This is a genomic window from Serratia sp. MMO-28, from assembly GCF_037199905.1.
GTDB lineage: Bacteria > Pseudomonadota > Gammaproteobacteria > Enterobacterales > Enterobacteriaceae > Chania > Chania oryzae.
The window spans coordinates 96,226-117,396 of the sequence record NZ_JBBCVB010000016.1 but is presented as its reverse complement, the minus strand read 5'-3'; the positions used below and the strand labels follow the sequence as shown (position 1 = coordinate 117,396).

The window sequence follows — 21,171 nt, the reverse complement described above, 5'->3', positions numbered from 1 at the left end:
GCTGACTCCTTTAATTTTTCTTTTCTGCCAGCACGCAAAGCGAATGCGCAGCCTGGCACCAGGTGGGTAACTCCACCTGCGAATCTTCTTCCTGAACAAAGGGGGCAACAACCTGCCAATCCCCTTCAGGTAACGTCATCTCAACGGCTTGCGGCGTGGCGTTGATCACCAGCAGCCAGCGTTGCGACAGGCGGATCTGTAACAGCCGTTCGCCCTGTTCCCACTCCTGTGCACTGAGCGGTTGCCCATGCACGTTCAGCCACTGCACGCTGCCGTCTCCCTCTTGCCACCAGCCACCTTGCTGTAGAGCAGGGATTTGCTGGCGCAGGCGGATCAGCGCGGCGGTGTAGGCGGTGAGGGAATCATCCGCTTTGGCCCAGTTCAGCCAGGTGGTTTCGTTATCCTGACAATAGGCGTTGTTGTTACCTTGCTGGCTATGTCCATGTTCATCGCCGGCCAGCAACATCGGTGTTCCCTGAGCCAGCAGCAACGTGGCAAGAAGCGCCCGCTGACTGGCTCTGCGGTGTTGCACAATGGTGTGGTCGGCAACTGGGCCTTCCACGCCGTGGTTGTAGCTAAAGTTATGGTCACTGCCATCACGGTTTCCTTCGCCGTTCGGCTGGTTGTGCTTCTGGTTGAAACTCACTACATCCTGCAGGGTAAATCCGTCGTGGGCCGCCAGCATATTGATGCTGGCATAAGGTGCGCGCCCACGTTGGTTAAACACATCACTGGAGGCAGCAAAACGCCGAGCGAACTGACCGAGAGACAGATGGCCCCGCAGCCAAAAGCTACGGATATCGTCACGGAAATGGTCATTCCATTCGGCAAAACGGCCGGGAAACGCCCCAACCTGATAGCCGCCAGAACCAATATCCCAGGGTTCGGCAATCAGCTTGCAACGCCCCAGCGTATCGTCCGCCAGCATCGCCTGAAACAGCGGTGCATCACGGTCAAACGCCGGTGTACGGCCTAACACGGTGCCAAGATCGAAACGAAAACCGTCCACATGGCACTCACGTACCCAAAAACGCAGGCAATCCATCACCCACGCTACGCCTGCTGGCTGATCCAGCCGCAGCGTATTGCCACAGCCGGTGGCGTTAACGTAGTCGCCATCAGGTTCCAGCCAGTAATAACTCGGATTATCGATGCCACGCAGTGACAGCGTCGGCCCATCGAGATCCAATTCCGCGCTGTGGTTGAACACCACATCGAGAATCACTTCAATACCCGCCTTGTGCAGCGCCTTCACCGCATCGCGAAACTCGCGCAACGGCGTCATGTCAGTTCTCAGGCTGCAATAGCGGTTATCCGGCGCGTAGGGTGCCAGCACGTTATAGCCCCAGTAGTTGATCAACCCCAGGCGCTGCAAACGCGGTTCCGTGGTGTGCTGCTGGATCGGCAACAGCTCCAGCGCGGTAATCCCCAACCGCTTGAAGTGAGCGATCATCACCGGGTGCCCCAGGGCGGCGAAGCTGCCGCGCAACACCGGCGGGATTTCTGGATGCAGTAACGTTAAACCACGCACATGGGCTTCGTAGATCACCGTTTTGCTCCACGGCGTGGCCGGTGGGCGATCGTCTTCCCAGTCGTAACGTTCATCGATCGCAATGCATTTAGGCATCAACGATGCGCTATCCTGCGGATCCGGCTGGTCATAACCGCCATGCAGGTACAGGTGATCGGCAACCGGCCCTTCCACCGCTCGGGCGGCTGGGTCAAGCAGCAGCTTGTTGGGGTTAAACCGCAACCCTCTTCGCGGCTTGAACGGGCCATGCACCCGGAAACCATAGCGCAACCCCGGCTCGCCCCCTGGCAGATAGCCATGCCAGATGTCACCGCTGCGGGCAGGCAACGGCAAACGCGTTTCCCGCATCTTGGCGTCAAACAGGCACAGCTCCACCTGTGTGGCATGGGCCGAAAACAGGGTAAAGTTAATGCCATTACCGTCGTAATAAGCCCCTAAAGGCGCCGCGAGACCGGGCGTCAGTGCAATCATTGCTTCTCCCGCAACAGATACACCGTTGCCAACGGCGGCACCATGATGCTGATCGAATGCTCACGGCCGTGGCTGCCGATCGCCTCCGTAATCACCCGCCCCTGATTACCAGCATTGCTGCCGTGGTAATGGTGCGAATCGGTATTGAGGATTTCACGGTATTCACCTGGGCGGGAAACGCCAATGCGGTAATGATGGCGCGGCACCGGGGTAAAGTTGCTGATGGCAATCAGTTCATTGCCCTGCGAGTCATAGCGCGCGAAAGCAAACACCGAGTTATCATGGTCATCCACCACCAACCACTCAAAACCACCGGCCTGATAATCCCGCTCATACAGCGGTGCCTGGTTCTGGTAACAGTGGTTGAGATCGCGCACCAGGCGCTGCACGCCGTGGTGCCAGCCATCCATCCCTTCCAGCAGGTGCCAGTCAAGGCTGGTGTCAAAATTCCATTCCCGGCCCTGAGCAAATTCGCAGCCCATAAACAGCAGCTTCTTACCCGGATGCGCCCACATGAAGCCATAGTACGCACGCAGGTTGGCAAATTTTTGCCAAGCATCCCCCGGCATCCGATCCAGAATCGAGCGTTTGCCGTGCACCACTTCATCGTGAGAGATAGGCAACACAAAGTTTTCGGTATGGGAGTAGAGCATGCCGAACGTCATCAGATTGTGATGATACTTACGGTGTACTGGATCGCATTTCATGTAATCGAGCGTGTCGTGCATCCAGCCCAGGTCCCACTTGTAGTGGAAGCCCAGACCGTTGGCTTCCGGCGGCAGCGTGACCCCCGGATAATCGGTAGACTCTTCCGCCAGCGTGACCGCGCCAGGCCGCTCTTTGCCCAGCGTCTGGTTGGTGTAGCGCAGGAAGGAGATGGCCTCCAGGTTCTCATTACCACCGTAGCAGTTTGGCACCCACTCGCCGTCGGCACGGCTGTAATCGCGGTAGATCATCGACGCCACGGCATCCACGCGCAGCCCGTCGATGCCAAACCGTTCCAGCCAATAAAACGCATTGCCAGCCAAGTAGTTACGCACTTCGTGGCGGCCATAGTTGTAAATCAGCGTATTCCAGTCTTGATGGAACCCCTCGCGCGGATCGGCATACTCATACAGCGCCGTGCCGTCGAAGTTCGCCAACCCGTGGGCATCGCTGGGGAAATGCCCCGGCACCCAGTCGAGTATCACGTTAATCCCGGCTTCATGCGCCGCTGCCACAAAGGCTCTGAATTCTGCAGGGGTACCAAAACGGCGTGTCGGCGCATACAGCCCCAACGGCTGATAACCCCAACTGCCATCAAACGGGTGTTCGTTGATCGGCAGCAGTTCAATATGGGTAAAGCCCATCTCTTTGACGTAAGGGATCAGTTGATCGGCCAGTTCCTGATAGCTGAGCCAGAAATTGTTGTCGGTATGACGCCGCCATGAGCCAAGATGCACTTCGTAAATTGAGATCGGGCGATCAAAATCATTGGCGCGCCGCCGCTCAGGGGAGTTTTCCACCACATCCGGCAGCGGCGTAATCAACGACGCCGTATTCGGCCGCATCTGCGCTTCGAAGGCGTAAGGATCGGCTTTCAGTTGGACGTTGCCGTAGCAGTCAATGATCTCGTACTTATACAGTTGCCCGGCTTTGACCCCCGGCAGGAACAGTTCCCAGATGCCATTTTCGCGGCGCAGGCGCATCGGATTGCGGCGGCCATCCCAAAAGTTAAACTCACCCACCACGGAAACACGCTGCGCGTTCGGCGCCCACACGGCAAAACTGACACCTTCTACATTATCCAGCTCGCCGGGATGAGCCCCCAAGCGCTCGTAAGGCCGCAGGTGGGTTCCTTCAGCCAGCAGCCAGGTGTCAATATCCTGCAACAAGGTGCCAAAACGGTAAGGATCGTCGAGAATTTGCTGGTGATCGCGCCAACGGGCTTCTAGCTGATAACGGAAAGGGTTTTTACGGCGCGGTACGATGGCACTGAAAAAGCCGCGAGCATCGTCACAATCGAGTTGAACCAAACGCTTACCGGTTTTGCTCTCCACCAACCATACGGCTTCAGCATCCGGCAACAGGGCGCAAATCTGCAGCCCACGTTCTGTAACATGCATACCCAACAGGGCAAAAGGATCGGCGTAATGGCCGGAAATAATCTGATTAATCACGTCACGATCGGGAAGTACAGGCATGGCATTCTTCCTTAGATAAGAGCATGACTCTTAAGGGGCTACACCTAAAAGCAGCCGTTGTGTCTATCATGCAATTCATTCAGAACCTAAAGCGTGATTTCGGTCGGTTATTGATTAATTTGCATCCTTAAAAGCCGAAATACCGCTCTTTATGTCTATTTTTCAGACAAAAACTCACCATTAATTGGTATGTATTCGTCGCCCCAACAAGCATAGCCAAAGTCTGTTAAAGCATTGATGATTTCAAAGGAAAATTTTGCACGGAGAAAATGGCCGATCTGGCAGCAATTTTGTACTGCCACCGGCTTTGTAATATACGTGTTACGGCGATGTTTCATTCCTTTTTTCAGCGATTTTGTCCATATTTCGCCCGGTCTGAAACGACCCGGAACGGATGCATACGCAGAGAACAGACATTGTTGAAAACAAGGTGTTAAAGGGCCGAAAGAAACCAGCCCTCAGGAAGTTCAGCTTATCCCGTCATACTCCAGGCTGCAGCACGGTTGGCGGCAACCTGAAGTCAATTGCAGATCGATTTACAGCAAAATACGTAACATGCGGCGCAGCGGTTCAGCAGCCCCCCACAACAGCTGATCGCCAACGGTGAACGCGGAGAGATATTCCGGGCCCATATTCAGCTTGCGCAGGCGGCCAACCGGTGTGTTCAGCGTGCCAGTCACCGCCGCTGGCGTCAGCTCACGCATGGTCAGTTCGCGGTCGTTCGGGATCACACGCACCCAGTCATTGTGCGTTGCCAGCATCTGCTCGATTTCCGCCAGCGGCACATCTTTTTTCAGCTTCAGGGTGAATGCCTGGCTGTGGCAGCGCAGCGCACCAACACGCACGCACAGACCATCGACAGGAATAATGGCCGAGGTATTGAGGATCTTGTTAGTTTCCGCCTGGCCTTTCCACTCTTCACGGCTCTGGCCGTTATCCAACTGCTTGTCGATCCACGGGATCAGGCTGCCCGCCAAAGGCACGCCAAAGTTATCGGTTGGCAACTTGCCGGAGCGAGTGGCTTCAGTCACCTTACGCTCGATATCCAGAATCGCCGAAGCCGGGTTCTGCAGCTCTTTTGCCACATCAGCGTGCAGCATGCCCATTTGCGTCAGCAGTTCACGCATATGGCGTGCGCCACCGCCGGATGCCGCCTGATAGGTGGCGACCGACGCCCACTCCACCAGATTGTTGGCAAACAGGCCGCCCAGCGACATCAGCATCAAACTGACCGTACAGTTACCACCGACAAAGGTTTTGATGCCTTTGTTCAGCCCTTCCTGGATCACCTCATGGTTCACCGGGTCAAGGATAATAATCGCATCATCTTTCATACGCAGAGAGGAGGCGGCGTCGATCCAATAGCCTTGCCAACCGGTTGCACGCAGCTTTGGATAGATTTCGTTGGTGTAATCCCCGCCCTGGCAGGTGATAATAATGTCAAGTGCGCTCAGTGCCTCAACATCATACGCATCTTGCAGCGTACCCTGTTGGCCGCCAAAAGCCGGGGCGGCGGCACCGTGCTGCGAGGTAGAGAAGAATACCGGGCGAATGGCGTCAAAATCGCGCTCTTCTGTCATGCGTTGCATAAGTACAGAGCCGACCATACCGCGCCAACCGATGAAACCAACGTTTTTCATAATTTACAGTCCTGCCTTGGGGATAACGACATTGTCGTAAGTAGTGTGCAATATCTACCCACCTTACAAAATGTCGGCGCAGGCGCAAAGTGAATTTATTCGATGGCTGAGCGATTCTCAGCAATGCTTCTTATATATCTGCCATCCTTCTAAGAGATGGGGAGGTATAGACGAAGGAATTACCGGCTCCACCGGTACATTTTTCAGATTTTGAGGTAATGATGACAGAGATGATTTCGGCCACGGTGCTGCTGTTTTTAATCATGGATCCACTGGGTAACCTGCCGATTTTTATGTCGGTGCTCAAGCACTTGGAACCGCGCCGCCGCCGGGTGGTGCTGATCCGCGAGCTGCTGATCGCCTTGCTGCTGATGCTGATCTTTTTGTTCGCCGGTGAGCGCATTCTGGCGTTTCTTAATCTGCGTACCGAAACCGTGTCGATCTCGGGCGGGATTATCCTGTTCCTGATTGCCATCAAGATGATCTTCCCGTCTCAGGAAGGCAACAGTACCGGCCTTTCTGCCGGTGAGGAACCTTTCCTGGTGCCGCTCGCCATTCCGCTGGTGGCCGGGCCGTCAATTCTGGCGGCGCTGATGCTGCTTTCACATCAGTACCCTAATCAGTTGTCGCACCTGGTCGTGGCGCTGCTGATTGCCTGGGGGCTGTCGGCGGCGATCCTGCTGATGTCGAGCCTGTTCCTGCGCCTGTTGGGCAGCAAAGGGGTGAACGCGCTGGAAAGGTTGATGGGGTTGATTCTGGTGATGCTCTCCACCCAAATGTTCCTGGACGGCATCAGAGCCTATATGAAACTGTAGCCGCAAGGCGCAGAGCGCCTTGCGGCATAGCGTTAAACCACCATCGCCAACAGCAGGCAGCCAATCAGACCGCAGACTGAAATGATGGTTTCCAACACTGACCAAGACTTGATGGTTTCCATAATGGTCAGGTTGAAATACTCCTTGAACAGCCAGAAGCCCGGATCGTTAACGTGCGAGAAGATCACGCTGCCGGACCCCACGGCGATCACCATCAGTTCCGGGCTGACCCCGGTGGTGGCGATCAATGGTGCAACGATGCCGCCAGCGGTAATCGCCGCAACGGTGGCTGAACCCAGCGCAATACGCAGCACCGCAGCAATCGACCAGGCCATCAGGATCGGTGAAACACCGCTGCCGTGCATCATGTCGGCAATGTACTTCTCAATCCCGCTGTCTACCAGAACCTGCTTGAACGCACCGCCACCGCCGATGATCAGCAACATCATGGCGATGATTTTGATCGACTCGGTGATGGTGCCCATCACTTCATCCATGCTGCGGCCACGGTTCAGGCCGAAGGTGAAGATGGCAATCAGTACTGCAATCAGCGTTGCTATCACCGGATCGCCGAAGAATTCGGCATAAGCCAGAATCGGGTGGCCTTTTGGCAATACCATTTCGGCCACTGCCCGCAGCGCCATCAGGATCACCGACACCAGCGCAGTCGCTACGCTGACACCAAAGCTTGGCATTTCTTCTTCGGTAAAGGTTTTTGGGTTATACAGGCCGACAGGAACGGGCTTATCGATCCCTTTCAGGAAGCGGGCATATACCGGGCCAGCCAGGATCACGGTCGGGATCGCCAGCAGGGTACCGAACAGCAGGGTTTTACCCATATCGGCATGGAAAATGGTGGCAATCGCGGTCGGGCCAGGGTGCGGCGGCAGGAAACCGTGGGTCACGGACAGCGCCGCAGCCATGGGCACCCCCACATACAGTAATGGAATACGCGCGGAAGCGGCAATGGTGAACACCAGCGGCAGCAACAGCACGAAACCGACTTCGTAGAACAGCGCAAAACCAACGGTAAAACCGGTGAGCACAATGGCCCATTGGATATGCTGTTTACCGAATTTGGCGATCAGGGTAGTGGCGATGCGCTGTGCCCCACCGCAGTCCGCCAACAGTTTACCGAGCATGGCACCAAAGCCCATGATCAGCGCCAGGCCCCCCAGCGTACCGCCGACGCCAGCCTTGATGGAGCCCACCACTTTATCCACCGGCATCCCCTGCATGATCCCAACCGCCAACGCGACCAGAATCAGCGAGATAAAGCCGTTCAGTTTAAAGCGGATCATCAGCAGCAGTAGCATCGCTACGCCGACTGCAACAATCACTAATGGCATAATTTTTCTCCAACCTTTTTATCACTTAACCTCTGCGCCAAAGTGCAGCAAAAGAGGGTGTTTGGTTTTAACTTTACGGCCCTGTCCTGGTGTTATCGGGCCACTTGAGTGCGATTGAGTACAGACGACTGTCTCTTGTTCTACCCTTTGTGATGACAATCACATCTCTATTTGTTACCCGTATCATGATACCGGTAACATGCTAAGATTCGGAACCATGAAGCTAGGCGAAATTCTTATTCTGAGATAGAGATCAAACTTATGGCGGGAAAAAGCATCATCCTGATGGGCGTCTCCGGCAGCGGAAAATCCACGATTGGCGCGGCTGTCGCACGGGAAATACAGGCAAAATTCATTGATGGCGACGATTTGCATCCGCGCGCCAATATCCAGAAGATGGCCAGCGGGCAGCCGTTGAATGACGACGATCGTGCCCCATGGTTGCAGCGCCTCAATGATGCGGCGTACAGCCTGAATCACAAAAATGAAACCGGGATTATCGTCTGCTCTGCGCTCAAGCGCCGCTACCGCGATCTGCTACGCCAAGATAACGAGAACATGGTGTTTATTTATCTGAAAGGCAGCTTCGACGTGATTCTGGCGCGCCTGAAAGCCCGTTCCGGGCACTTTATGCCGACCGAGCTGCTGAAAAGCCAGTTTGATGCCCTGGAAGAACCTGCGCTCGACGAGAAAGATGTGATTTGTATTGATATCGATACCGATATCGAAGGTGTAGTCAGCCGTTGTGTGGCTGCACTGCAGAAATAAACCGGCAAAGGGCACCCTGCGGTGCCCTGCTTCAGATACTGCCACCGGGGATCACGGTAAAACCGACGTCAACCATGCGCGGGCCGACCATTTCACCACGCAGACGGGCCAGCAGGCGTTCCGCGCCGATCTGCCCCATACGCTCACGCGGCGTCAGCACGCTCGCCAGCTTCGGCACCATCACCTGGCCAATATCGTGGCCGTGGAAACCGGCAATCGCCATATCCTGCGGGATCGAGAGCCCCTGTCGCTGGCATTCAAACGCCGCACCGATCGCCAAGTCATCGTTGGTGCAGAAGATACTGTCGATCTGCGGGTAATCGCGCTGTGCCTCAAGCAACAGCTCACCACCGGCAGAATAGGAAGAAGAACGCGTGGTCATGATGCTGTAGGGTTCAAGACCGGATTCACGCATCGCCTGTTCATAACCCTGCTGCTTGATAATGGTACGCTCATCCTGGCGCGCGCCGAAATACACCACGTGACGATGGCCACGCGCGATAATTTGCTGGGTCATCTGGCGGGCGGCTTCAAAGTTGTTGAACCCCACCGCCAGATCGATACACGGCGATACGCAGTCCATCAGTTCGACCACCGGGATACCGGCCACTTCGATCATCTTCAAGGTGCGCGGCGTGTGGTGCCGCTCGGACAGGATCAGCCCATCAATGTTGTAAGACAATAACGACGTCAGACGCTCTTCTTCACGCTCCGGCAGATAGCCATAGTGCGCCAGCATGGTCTGATAATTATGCGCATCGGTGACGCTCTCAATACCGCGCAACACTTCGGCAAACACCTGGTTGGTCAACGACGGTAACAACACACCAATCGCCCGGCTGGTGGCATTGGAAAGAATATCTGGGGCACGGTTGGGGATATAGCCAAGATCGTCCAGCGCAACCGCAATCTTCTGCTGCAGGGCAGCGGAAACCTGATCGGGGTTACGCAAATAGCGGCTCACCGTCATCTTGGTGACGCCAACCTGATCTGCAACATCTTGGAGCACCGGCCGTTTTTTCTTCATTATCAATGAACTGGCTTACCGTGAATGGGCGGCCATTCTAGCAAAAAAAACGGCTGGCCGATATTGTTGCTTACACGGCCTGCGGGCAAGAAAAAGGGGTTCAGCACGCTGAACCCCTGAGATCATAGCCCAATTATACCGGCGGCAGGTCAAACAGCAGTATTTCGCTGTCTTCGTCAGCGTGGATCGACAGTGCGGTTTCATCCCACACCGCTAAAGCATCGCTGGTACCCGCTTTGTGGCCGTTGATGGCCACATTACCACGCACGACCTGGATCCAGATGCGGCGTTCAGCCTGGATCGGGTAAACCGACTGCTCATCTTTTTTCAGCGCCCAGCGCGACAGCGTCATATCCTGGAACACCTTCAGCGAGCCTTCGCGGGCGTCGGGTGACAGCACCAATTGACGGCCCTGCGGCGCATCAAACCTGCGCTGCTCATAGCGTGGCGTCAGCCCGACCTGATCCGGGATAATCCAGATTTGATAAAGATGCAGTGGCCGATCGCTATTGGCATTGTACTCCGAGTGACGCACTCCGGTACCGGCACTCATAATCTGAAACTCACCGGCATGGATCTGCTCTTTGTTGCCCATGCTGTCCTGATGCTCCACCGTACCACTCAGGATGTAGGTGAGGATCTCCATATCTTTATGGGGATGAGTACCAAAACCCTGGCCCGCGTCGATCACATCTTCATTAATCACCCGCAGTGCCGAGAACCCCATAAAATCAGGATCGTAGTAATCAGCAAATGAGAAGGTGTGCCAGCTATCAAGCCAACCATGATTGGCATGACCGCGATCTTCCGCTTTACGTAAATAAATCATATTCAACTCTCCTCAACGTTTTTTACAGTCTAGTCTTGGTAGCAGAATAAGAAAGCGTAAAAATCTCACCCCTCTCTTCAAAAAATTAGATGAAGTTTTCAGCGAAGTTACAGATAAATTGCTTGAGTCGGCAGGGGATAAATCCAGGCAAAAAAAAAGCCAGCACCCGAGCTGGCTAAATAAACACTGGAAGCAATGTGAGCAATGTCGTGCCTTCAAGCGACAGTATCAAAGATTGATGCTTTCCCCTGAACGCGAGTTAATAATAATCATTATCATTCGCACTTGTAAAGCGTTTTTTTGAGCAACGGGGAAGGCTATTGACTCTCTCGGGTAAACGGATAATTTTAGTGATTATTCAAACGGTAAACTCAGTGGAGAAGCAATAATGGGTGAGATACTCGAATTATTTTGGGTATATACCGTAAATTTGGTTTCGAGATCGAAGGCACCAGCCGCCGCTTTGCCTTCCGCGACGGCGAACTTGTGGATGCCTACCCTATGGCGCGTTTCCGTTCGGCCTGAAGCCTGTTGATCACCACGGGGCGCAATAATGCGCCCCGTCGCGCTTAAATACCTGCGGTTTCACGCAGATAGCGCCGCGCTTTCACCGCGTATTCGAACGGATTGGCAATGGCCGGGTCCTGCTCGGCCTCAACCACCATCCAACCTCGATAACCACCTTCGTCCAACAGTTTAAACACCGGGCAGAAGTCGATCACCCCATCACCCGGCACGGTAAAGGTGCCCTTCTTCACGCCATCGAGGAAGCTCAGCTTGTTGGCTTTCACTGCCGCCACCACCTCATCACGCACATCTTTCAAATGCACATGGTTGATACGCGGCAGGTATTTTTCCAGGATTGCCAGCATCGCAGGCTGGTTGCCTTCGGAATAGTAAGCGTGCCCGGTATCAAACAGCAGGTAAACATCATCATTCACCATACTCATGTAGCGATCGATCTCTTCCGCCGTCTGGATGCCGGTGCCCATGTGATGATGCAGGCACACTTGCATACCTTTGCTGGCGGCAATCTTCGCCAGTTCGTTATAGCCCGCGGCGACGCGTTGCCACTCTGCATCGCTGAAATAAGGTTTCTCTTCAAACACCCCTTTGCTGGTGCCCTGAATGCTGCGGCTTTGCTCAGAACAACCGATCACTTTCGCGCCCATTTCATGCAGGAAATTCATATGGTTCACAAACTCATCAATGGTTTTCTCTTTTAAACCATCGGCAAAGAAGGTGCTGAACCAGGCATTGCAGACTTGGATGCCACGAATATCCAGCATCGGTTTGAGCACTTTTGGATCGCGCGGATATTTACTGCCCACCTCACAACCGGCAAACCCCGCCAGCGCCATTTCGCTGATGCACTGCTGGAAAGTGTTTTCTTGCCCTAACTCGGGCAGATCGTCATTGGTCCAGCCAATCGGGGCGATGGCCAACTTCACATGTTCTTGGTTCATTTTCAGCCTCGGTAATCGGTTAATGCCAGCCACTTGCGGTAATGTTTGTCAGTTAAGGCTAACCAGTTCCCTCTCCCTTGGGGAGAGGGTTAGGGTGAGGGGATGAACACCGCACTGCAAGCCCCTCACCCCGGCCCTCTACCACGGGGAGAGGGGGCGACTCCTTTAGCAATTGCACACAATTATGCAGTTTTGCGTTTAACTTACCGGCATAACGCCACCCTCAACCCAGTTATTTACCGTAAAAATCAGGGCGGGCAGACAGCCTGATCGGCACAATTTCACCGCTGAGCTGGGCGGCAATACAGGCATCGGCAGCCACCGCTGCGGCATAGCCGTCCCAGGCGGAAGGGCCGGTCAGCTTGCCGGTTTGTACGTCGTTGATAAAAGCCTGCAGCTCAACGTCATAAGCATCGATAAAGCGCTCTTTCCAGTCGGTGAGAATCTCAGTGGAAAGCTTGGCGCCGCTGCGCATTTGCACGGAAGAAGGCTCCGGTAACTTGGCAATGCCGCTTTCACCGACGATTTCGCACTGAATGTCGTAGCCGTACTGGCAGTTCACAAAGATTTCCACGTCGATGCGGGTGCCCTTGGCCGTTTCAAGCAGCACAATCTGCGGGTCTTTCAGGTGAGAATAGGCTTTGGAGGACTTACGCGGGAACACCACCTGCACAGAGACGTAATCATCGTCCAGCAACCAGCGCAGCACGTCGATCTCGTGGATCAGGGTATCGGTAATCGCCATATCCGTGGTGTAGGCTTCGCCAACCGTTGGGTTACGATGGGCGCAGTGCAGCATCAGGGGTTCGCCGATCTGGCCGCTGGTCAGCACCTGTTTCAGCGCACGGTACCCCTGATCGTAAGGGCGCATAAAACCAACCTGCACCAGGCGTTTGCCCTGTTTGGCTTCGGCTTCGACGATGTTTTTACAGCCCTGCGCGGTCACCGCCAGCGGCTTTTCGCAGAATACCGGTTTGCCCGCCGCAATCGCCGCCAGCACAAACTCTTCATGGCTTGGCCCCCATGAGGTCACCAGCACCGCCTGCACGCCGGCGGCGCGGATCAGATCGTGACCGTTGTCATACACCTGCGCATCCAGTTGCAGTTCACTGACCACGTTGGCCGCGCTGTCGCGGTTAATATCATTCACCGCCACGATACGGCTGCCCTGCAGCACCTTGCTGCAACGACGAATATGATCTCTGCCGATGGCTCCAGTACCAATAACCCCAATATTCAATGTCATTCTCGCTCTCCTATGTACGGCAGATGTAATGTCTGGGAATTCAGTAGTCGCGCGCTTTATCAATGTTCTCTTGCTGCCTGCGGACAGCGGCGGCAATCTTTTCACTTTCAGCCACCTGCGCCCCGCCCACGCGCCACCAACTGAGGTAGTTGTGCACCATGGTTTTGGGCAACACTTTGATATCCAACAGGGTAGAAACCTGCTGCTTGCGCGCATCCGCCAGCGCGTCGATCAGTTGCTGCTCGCTGGTAACGCTGTAGGTTTTGCAGCCGTAGGCCGCCGCCAGCATGGCAAAGTTGACCGGCACCAGTTCGCCATCCAGCTTGCCGCCCTGCGGGTTGCGGAAGCGGAATTCGGTGGTGTAGCTGCCCATACCGTTGCCCATCTGCAGATTGTTGATGCAGCCGTTGGTCATGTTATCGAACAGCAACACGTTGATTTTGCAGCCTTCCTGGATCGAGGTGACCAGTTCAGAATGTAGCATCATGAAGGCACCGTCGCCGACCATGGCATACACTTCACGCTGCGGTTCGGCGAGCTTGACGCCCAGCGCGGCGTTAACTTCGTAACCCATGCAGGAGTAACCATATTCCACGTGATATCCGTGCTCACTGCGGTTTTGCCAGACACGCTGCAGATCACCCGGCAGGCTACCGGCAGCGGCCACGACGATGCCGTCTGGCGGCAAGTGCTGATTCAGCACCCCCAGCACCCGGCTTTGCGTCAGCACAGAGTCGGTTTTTTCGATAAATTCGGCGAAGACGCGCTCACGATCGAGGGCATCATCAATTTCTGGCACAAAGTCGGCACCGGTATAGGCGGCCTGATAAACGCGCCGGGTTTCCTGCTGCTGTTCGCTGAGCGCACTGCGGATCGCATCGCCCCAGCCGGAACGGTAATCCGTCTGCGCCAGTGAGTTGCCCAGGGCCGCCAGCGCCTCGCGCGCATCTGCCAGCACCTGCACCGCATCCAGCTTCCCGGCATCAAACGCGCTGACGTTGATATTGAGGAAAGCCACCTGCGGGTGCTGGAACAGCCACTTTGATGAGGTGGTGAAATCGCTATAGCGGGTGCCAACGCCAATCACCACATCAGCCTGTTTTGCCAGCGTGTTGGCCGCCAGGCAGCCGGTTTCACCGATACCGCCCAGGTTATAAGGGTGATCGGAAGCTATCGTGCCTTTGCCGGCCTGGGTTTCTGCAAAGGGAATATGAAACTGCTCGGCAAACTGCTTCAGCACCTGCCCGGCTTGGGAGTACTTTGCACCACCGCCGCAGATCAGCAGCGGTCGGCGTTTGCCGGCCAGCAACGCCAGCGCATCAGCCAGCATGCCTGCGCTGGCCGGGCGGCGATCGAGGCGATGCACCCGTTTCTGGAAGAAGTAATCCGGGTAATCGTAGGCTTCGCCCTGCACGTCCTGCGGCAAGCACAGCGTGACAGCCCCGGTTTCTGCCGGATCGGTGAGCACCCGCATGGCATTGATGCAGGCACTCATCAGTTGTTCCGGGCGCACGATGCGATCCCAGTATTTGCTGACGGCGCGGAAGGCGTCGTTGGTGCTGATGCTCAGATCGTAAGATTGCTCAATCTGCTGCAACACCGGGTCTGGCTGACGTGAGGCAAACACATCACCCGGCAACAGCAATAAAGGAATGCGGTTCGCCGTCGCCGTGGCCGCAGCGGTGATCATATTGGCCGCGCCGGGGCCGACGGAAGAGGTGCAGGCGTAAATCTGCCGCCGCAGTTTCTGCTTGGCAAAACCGGCGGCGGCGTGCGCCATCCCTTGCTCGTTGCGCCCCTGATGCACCAGCAGATCGCCACAATCCTGCTCCAATGCCTGCCCAAGCCCGAGCACATTGCCATGGCCAAAGATCGCGAAAATGCCTTTGACGAACTTGGTTTCCACGCCGTCTGCCAACAGATACTGGTTGTCGAGAAATCTGACCAGCGCCTGTGCCATGGTTAACCTGATCTTCCCCATTTACTCACCCTTCCGCTTTGTTATCCGTAGGTGCCCTGCAACGGGATGCCATGCCTGGGCCTGAGAAACTTGTGATGCCGATAAACCTGAAACGCCATCGATTATAAACAAATATATTTTCCATAAAATTTAATAACAGAAAAAATATTTCATTTTGCGATAATGATCGCATAACAAAGAAAGCCAGCGCTCTATTTATAGAGTAAATTCATATAGTTATTGGTTTTCTTTATCGTGATGAGGCAAAAAGTATCGGCCTGTTAACACAAAATCGTCTTCCAGCACGCGGCAGCCGCGGGTTTAGCCTGGCAATGCCCTATGCCCGCCATAGCGCGCCTTGGCTACCTTGATGCCCGGTTGCGTGTTATTGCCAGGCCTTGCTCCTTTACGAGGTATAAATTTCATTCAATATTGAAATTGAAATTTTTATTCCTCATAATTTACCCCAAGCTTCCTGCTTACCTCCTTTACCGGACCGCAGTTTAAATACAGAAGGAAACGGGTATGGCTACACAACACAAACAGCTCGATGTCATCTGCCTTGGGCGCATCGCTGTCGATTTCTATGCGCAACAAATTGGTGCTCGCCTGGAAGATGCCAGCACATTTGCCAAATATCTTGGTGGTTCCTCCGGCAACGTGGCTTATGGCACGGCGATTCAAGGGCTCAGGTCCGGCATGCTGGCCCGCGTGGGGGACGAGCACATGGGCCGTTTCCTGCGTGAAGAGCTGCAGCGCGTCGGGGCAGACACGCAGTACCTGATCACCGACAAACAGCGCCTGACCGGGCTGGTGATCCTCGGCATCAAGGATCAGGAAACCTTCCCGCTGATTTTTTACCGCGAAAACTGTGCCGATATGGCCCTGACGCCTGAGGATATTGATGAAAGCTACATCGCCTCATCCCGGGCGCTGGCAATCACCGGCACTCACCTTTCGCACCCCAATACCCGCGCGGCGGTGCTGAAAGCACTGGAGTATGCGCGCCGCCACGGGCTGCGTACCGCGCTGGATATCGACTATCGCCCGGTGCTGTGGGGGCTGACCTCGTTGGGCGACGGTGAAAACCGCTTCGTTGAATCAGCGAACGTCACCCGCGAGTTGCAGGAGGTGCTGCATCATTTCGATCTGATCGTCGGCACCGAAGAAGAGTTCCATATTGCCGGTGGCAGCACCGACACATTAACCGCCCTGCAAAACGTGCGTAACAACACTCAGGCAACGCTGGTGTGCAAACGCGGGGCACAGGGTTGTGCAGTCTTTGAAGGGGCCATTGCCGAGGATTGGCAGCAGGTGAAACTGCACTCTGGTGTGCGGGTGGAGGTGCTTAACGTACTGGGTGCCGGTGATGCCTTTATGTCCGGCCTGCTGCGCGGCTACCTGAATGACGAAGGTTGGGATCAGGCCTGCCGCTACGCTAACGCCTGTGGAGCGCTGGTGGTATCACGCCACGGTTGCGCACCGGCGATGCCCACCAAACTGGAGCTGGACGACTATCTGCAGCGCGAACAGCAAGTGCCGCGCCCGGATCGCGATGCACACCTGAATCATCTGCACCGGGTGACCACGCGTAAGCAGCAATGGCCGGAGCTGTGCGTGTTCGCCTTCGATCACCGTAAGCAGCTAGCGGATATGGCGCACCAGGCGGGTGCCAGTCATCATCGCATTCCGCAGTTGAAAAACCTGCTGTTAACCGCGGCGCAGGCGGCAGCAGCGGAAGGCGGCCTCACAGGTAACAGCGGCATTCTGGCCGATACCACCTACGGCCAGGCGGCGCTGAATGCCATCACCGGCCAAGGCTGGTGGATTGGCCGCCCGGTTGAGCAGCCAGGCTCGCGCCCATTGCGGCTGGAACATGGCAATATCGGCTCACAGTTGCTCGATTGGCCACAGGAGCATGTGGTGAAATGCCTGGTGTTCTACCATCCACAGGATGCGGCAGAGCTGCGCCATGAACAGGATGAATGGATTACCGAGGTGTATCGCGGCTGCTGCAAATCCGGCCACGAACTGCTGCTGGAGGTGATTTTACCGGAGAACTACGCCGATAAAGACCAGCGCCACTATCTGGCCGTACTGGAACATTTCTACCGCTTAGGGATCAAACCCGACTGGTGGAAGCTGCCTCCGCTCAGTGCCGCCCACTGGCAGCAGGTCGGCGCACTGATTGAAACGCATGATCCATTCTGCCGAGGGGTGTTGATTCTGGGGCTGGATGCACCAGAAGCCACGCTGCAAGCCGGTTTTGCCGCTGCCGCGGACGCCGGCTGGGTGAAAGGATTCGCGGTTGGCCGCACTATCTTTGGCCCCCCTTCACGTCTTTGGCTGCAGGGGGAAATCGACGATGCCACACTAATCGAACAGGTGAAGCAGAAATACCTGAGGCTGATCGGCCTGTGGCGGCAATATCGCCCGCTGCCTGGAGACAAAACCGTTCTCCGTTAAACATGTTGTGTTCACTTGGCAATAGGGTGATGCACCTCAATTGGGGGCGAAAGCCCCACAGTCCCCGGTCTCTCCCACATAAGGAGCCAATCACAGAGTCTTTTATTATCGAGTTCGGTGAGCGTTTAGACGCTCACCTTTAATATGCAAACTGTCATACAGAGTTATAGACCGGCTCTGGATTGATTACATTTTCTTTCGCCACTCGGCGAGTTTCGCCTTCACTTTTTCCATGAAGGAAGCCTTAGGAGCCTGTTTACATTCAGTAACAATGAACGGCGTAATTTCTTTCACTTCAGTCACATTGATAATGCCATCTTTATGTTTTTCTGCTCCACCGGCAATTCCCACCGCAATAGGAAGGTAAGATTCATCAAGCAGCAGAAACTCTTCACAGGTCATTTTCACCACTGACTTTGCATTGGCAGGCTTAGCCTGTTGTTTAGCCACGTCATTGGCAAAAGATGTTCCCGTAAATACACCTAAGAATACCAACGCCAATACTGATTTATTTATCATTTTCATCTCTTTTAACTGGCTTTTCATATGATTCACCTTGTTATGATTTTATGTACTTATCATGCTTGAAATGATATCTACACGAGGTATTTACGTGTATTTTTCAACCGAGTTTGCGCTGGTCTTTTAGGGCAATGCAGCCATCCTCATACCGTTTTAAGGGCAACCGCTATACGCCTATTTTCTTAAATTACAAACACAGAAAAATACAGATTCAGCGCAAAAAACGCGTGTTTTTAGCTATCTTTCAAGCCGTTTCAAATCATCAAGCTCGTTGACTGAATACTTATCGTACAATTTAATGTGATGTAATATTTACTTTATCTCATGCAGGGATTTAGTCTGATAAATAAAGCTTTTTATTTTACTCTCATCGCTGTTATCAAGAGCATCTAAATCAACAGTCAACTTATTAACCGCACCTGCGACAGATTTCAAATTTTCATTACGTAAACATTCATCTTTGCTAATATCAGAGGCTAACTTGTCGGTGCTTTTTGTTTCTAGCCTTACAAATCTATTACACTCTTTTATTAACATTTTTATTTCATGAATTGCTTTTTCTTGCGCATAAAAATGTTTAATTTTTCCGAAAAATGTTGTTGTTTTATCATCAATTTTCGCACATGCATCGTCTAACTTAGTTAGCGTTTTCCCGATTTTTTCTAATGTTTCGAACTCAACCCTTTCATTACTCATAGCATTCTCCATTTTTCATTATTTTTTTCCAGAATTCAGCGCCAACTGAAGCTTTGCCTCATCCTCACTGGTAAGAGAGGATTGAATAATTGTGCCACCAAATGGTTCTATTTCAGGAAGTACTTTATCCGCGGTGACACTACGCACAAGGATAAATAAGGCAGAGGTATTAACATCCAGTTTTTTTGCCAAATCTTTCATGAAATTATCATCAATTCCGATATCGGAAAGCGCACCACTTAACGCACCGGCAGAAGCACCGACGACAGCACCTAAAATCGGCTGCATAAAAATCAAGCCAATGAGGGCACCCCAGAAGCCACCAGAAATAGCTCCCGTTGTTGTCAGGTTAAAACTTTGATTAAGTTTTATTTTTCCTTTAGCATTTTTGGTAACAACAACAGCATCTTCCAAGTCTACCAAGTAACTTTTTTGTAACTTTAAAAGCGCAATGCGAACATCTTCTGCTTTATGTATATCTGGATAAGCAATAACAACGAGCTGTGCCGCCATAAAGATCTCCTTTTAAAGTATCAACCTAATGTGACGCAAGGAATATACAATTCTTTAGCAGGCTGCTGAAATACCCTTTGAAAAAAATAAAAATAAGTTAGCATTTCGTATTCAGCAAAAAAACATCATATCCTTGATCGTTTTCCATTATAGAACTCGCTACTCCGTTAGCAAGAAACCAGAATTCAATGTAACCAGAGAAATAATCTGGATTAACCAGCATTTTATTTTGATAAGAGAGGTTAAGGTCAGAGTATTAATTTGTTAAAAAACACATATCCAGTTACATGAAAAACAAAAGGATGCGTTTACACACAAAGTCAATCCATAGTCATATGTATCGAAATAAAACATTCTTTAGATAATAGAACTATCATGTAATATTTATCGCCTTACGCAGAAAATAGAGAGACACACGCAGCACTTCCGATGTTATACCCAATTAGTAAAGTATATGCTTTTCAATACAAGCACTGATAGCCTTCCCATTAAACTCAACTGTTCAGGAAGAGCATAATATCGGTGAAATTAACGGTTACGGATCCGCCACCATCCCCTGCCATCTTTGTTGCAGGATTTGGTCCTCCGCAGAGGTCTTAATACCTTGTCATGCTGCCAGCCCCCTAGCCTGGCTCCCCCCCCAGTAAGATGTTCAAGCGTTTTTACAGCTATAAGGGGGGTTTTTGCCGATTTTCTGTGAGGCAACGCAGCTTGCGATGAAATAAATCGCTTTTTGATGAAATGAAATTTCCACTCCATCTGTTAGAATGGCCTGCCAATGCTTCTGGCGCATATACCCTATACACTTCCTCTCCTACTGCGAGCCTAATGGATGAATAACCCGACTCAACTTTCGCTGTTACAGGATGAGATTCGCCGCCGTTATGAAACGCTCAGCAAGCGTTTGAAACAGGTAGCGCGTTATATTCTGGATAACAGTAACAGCATTGCTTTCGATACCGTTGCTTCCATCTCCGCGCAGGCCAGTGTTCCACCATCTACCCTGATCCGTTTCGCTAACGCCTTTGGCTTCAGCGGCTTTAACGAAATGAAACAGGTTTTTCGTCAGCACCTGATGGAAGAAACGGTCAACTACACCGAACGTGCGCGGCTGTTTCGCCAAACCTCTTCCGATGACAGCGTCGCGCCAGAAAAACCGGCCGACATCCTCAACGTTTTCACCATGGTTAACTCGCAGGCGCTGCAACAGCTCGCGATGCAAACCAGCGCCGAGCAGTTGGAACGGGCGGTAGAGCTGCTGAATAACGCGGAAAATATCTATGTGATTGGCCTGCGCCGTTCGTTCAGCGTGGCGTCTTACCTCACCTACGCCCTGCGCCACCTGGAAAGACGGGCATTTCTGATCGACGGGTTAGGCGGGATGTTTACCGAGCAACTCAGTATGGTAAAACCCAAAGACGTGGTGATCGCCATCAGCTACTCGCCGTACGCCAAAGAGGCGATTGAGCTGGTGGAGTTGGGAGCCAAGCAGGGGGCGCTGCAAATCGCCATTACCGACAGCCAGGTCAGCCCGCTGGCCGCCTTCAGCGATGTCTGCTTTGTGGTGCGCGAAGCGCAGGTCGACGGGTTCCGCTCGCAGGTAGCCTCGATGTGCCTGGCGCAAACGCTGGCGGTGTCGCTGGCGCTGAATAACGCCAAAGATCTGTAGGAATAGCAGGCCGTACAGCG

Annotated in this window: 17 protein-coding genes and 1 pseudogene; 5 read left to right on the top strand and 13 right to left on the bottom strand. The window is 53.5% G+C overall.

The annotated features are described in order from the left end of the window. Window positions 1-10 precede the first annotated feature (10 nt). From glgX to asd, 4 genes are all read right to left on the bottom strand, one after another. Window positions 11-2,002, bottom strand: coding sequence for a glycogen debranching protein GlgX (glgX, locus tag WG891_RS15580; RefSeq protein ID WP_337263521.1), 1,992 nt, complete (start codon window positions 2,000-2,002; stop codon window positions 11-13). Then, window positions 1,999-4,185 (bottom strand): 1,4-alpha-glucan branching enzyme, encoded by a 2,187-nt coding sequence (glgB, locus tag WG891_RS15575; RefSeq protein ID WP_337263522.1) that lies wholly within the window; start codon window positions 4,183-4,185, stop codon window positions 1,999-2,001. Before glgB ends, glgX begins: the two co-directional genes overlap by 4 nt. 155 nt (window positions 4,186-4,340) lie before the next feature. Then, the gene (locus WG891_RS15570) at window positions 4,341-4,523 is read right to left on the bottom strand and encodes a hypothetical protein (protein WP_337263523.1); all 183 of its coding nucleotides are present in this window, start codon (window positions 4,521-4,523) and stop codon (window positions 4,341-4,343) included. 198 nt (window positions 4,524-4,721) lie between these two features. Further along, window positions 4,722-5,825 (bottom strand): aspartate-semialdehyde dehydrogenase, encoded by a 1,104-nt coding sequence (asd, locus tag WG891_RS15565; protein ID WP_076943192.1) that lies wholly within the window; start codon window positions 5,823-5,825, stop codon window positions 4,722-4,724. 221 nt (window positions 5,826-6,046) lie between these two features. Here asd and WG891_RS15560 point away from each other — a divergent pair, with 221 nt between their 5' ends. After that, window positions 6,047-6,640 (top strand): YhgN family NAAT transporter, encoded by a 594-nt coding sequence (locus WG891_RS15560; protein ID WP_337263524.1) that lies wholly within the window; start codon window positions 6,047-6,049, stop codon window positions 6,638-6,640. Between the two features lie 32 nt (window positions 6,641-6,672). On the opposite strand, the gene gntT is transcribed toward WG891_RS15560, so the two are convergent. Beyond that, window positions 6,673-7,989 (bottom strand): gluconate transporter, encoded by a 1,317-nt coding sequence (gene gntT, locus WG891_RS15555; protein WP_337263525.1) that lies wholly within the window; start codon window positions 7,987-7,989, stop codon window positions 6,673-6,675. 261 nt (window positions 7,990-8,250) lie between these two features. On the opposite strand from gntT, the gene WG891_RS15550 reads away from it, so the two are divergent. Next, complete coding sequence (locus WG891_RS15550) at window positions 8,251-8,757, top strand: gluconokinase (RefSeq protein WP_337263526.1); 507 nt, start codon at window positions 8,251-8,253, stop codon at window positions 8,755-8,757. 31 nt (window positions 8,758-8,788) lie between these two features. On the opposite strand, the gene gntR is transcribed toward WG891_RS15550, so the two are convergent. After that, a complete protein-coding gene (gntR, locus tag WG891_RS15545) occupies window positions 8,789-9,784 on the bottom strand; it encodes a gluconate operon transcriptional repressor GntR (protein WP_337263527.1) in 996 nt (331 codons plus the stop codon). Between the two features lie 133 nt (window positions 9,785-9,917). Beyond that, window positions 9,918-10,613 carry a pirin family protein gene (locus tag WG891_RS15540; RefSeq protein WP_337263528.1) on the bottom strand — a complete coding sequence of 232 codons (696 nt, stop codon included), beginning with the start codon at window positions 10,611-10,613 and terminating at the stop codon, window positions 9,918-9,920. Between the two features lie 417 nt (window positions 10,614-11,030). Between WG891_RS15540 and WG891_RS15535 the strand changes: the two are divergent. Further along, window positions 11,031-11,138: pseudogene (locus tag WG891_RS15535) on the top strand (GNAT family N-acetyltransferase); the annotation flags it as partial. 44 nt (window positions 11,139-11,182) lie between these two features. Here the strand turns inward: WG891_RS15535 and iolE are convergent. From iolE to iolD, 3 genes are all read right to left on the bottom strand, one after another. Then, complete coding sequence (iolE, locus tag WG891_RS15530; protein ID WP_337263529.1) at window positions 11,183-12,079, bottom strand: myo-inosose-2 dehydratase; 897 nt, start codon at window positions 12,077-12,079, stop codon at window positions 11,183-11,185. Window positions 12,080-12,311: 232 nt separating this feature from the next. After that, entirely contained in the window at window positions 12,312-13,325 is a 1,014-nt protein-coding gene (locus WG891_RS15525; RefSeq protein ID WP_337263530.1) for a Gfo/Idh/MocA family protein, read from the bottom strand. A 40-nt stretch (window positions 13,326-13,365) separates the two neighbouring features. Further along, a complete protein-coding gene (gene iolD / locus WG891_RS15520; protein ID WP_337263531.1) occupies window positions 13,366-15,306 on the bottom strand; it encodes a 3D-(3,5/4)-trihydroxycyclohexane-1,2-dione acylhydrolase (decyclizing) in 1,941 nt (646 codons plus the stop codon). A 504-nt stretch (window positions 15,307-15,810) separates the two neighbouring features. On the opposite strand from iolD, the gene WG891_RS15515 reads away from it, so the two are divergent. Continuing rightward, entirely contained in the window at window positions 15,811-17,751 is a 1,941-nt protein-coding gene (locus WG891_RS15515; protein WP_337263532.1) for a bifunctional 5-dehydro-2-deoxygluconokinase/5-dehydro-2-deoxyphosphogluconate aldolase, read from the top strand. Window positions 17,752-17,937: 186 nt separating this feature from the next. Here the strand turns inward: WG891_RS15515 and WG891_RS15510 are convergent, their stop codons facing one another. From WG891_RS15510 to WG891_RS15500, 3 genes are all read right to left on the bottom strand, one after another. Further along, the gene (locus WG891_RS15510) at window positions 17,938-18,297 is read right to left on the bottom strand and encodes an HdeA/HdeB family chaperone (RefSeq protein WP_337263533.1); all 360 of its coding nucleotides are present in this window, start codon (window positions 18,295-18,297) and stop codon (window positions 17,938-17,940) included. Window positions 18,298-18,585: 288 nt separating this feature from the next. Further along, window positions 18,586-18,969, bottom strand: coding sequence for a hypothetical protein (locus WG891_RS15505; protein WP_337263534.1), 384 nt, complete (start codon window positions 18,967-18,969; stop codon window positions 18,586-18,588). 18 nt (window positions 18,970-18,987) lie between these two features. After that, the gene (locus WG891_RS15500; protein WP_337263535.1) at window positions 18,988-19,482 is read right to left on the bottom strand and encodes a DUF1269 domain-containing protein; all 495 of its coding nucleotides are present in this window, start codon (window positions 19,480-19,482) and stop codon (window positions 18,988-18,990) included. 832 nt (window positions 19,483-20,314) lie between these two features. Between WG891_RS15500 and WG891_RS15495 the strand changes: the two genes are divergently transcribed. Then, window positions 20,315-21,151 carry a MurR/RpiR family transcriptional regulator gene (locus WG891_RS15495; RefSeq protein WP_337263536.1) on the top strand — a complete coding sequence of 279 codons (837 nt, stop codon included), beginning with the start codon at window positions 20,315-20,317 and terminating at the stop codon, window positions 21,149-21,151. The last annotated feature ends 20 nt before the right edge of the window (window positions 21,152-21,171 follow it).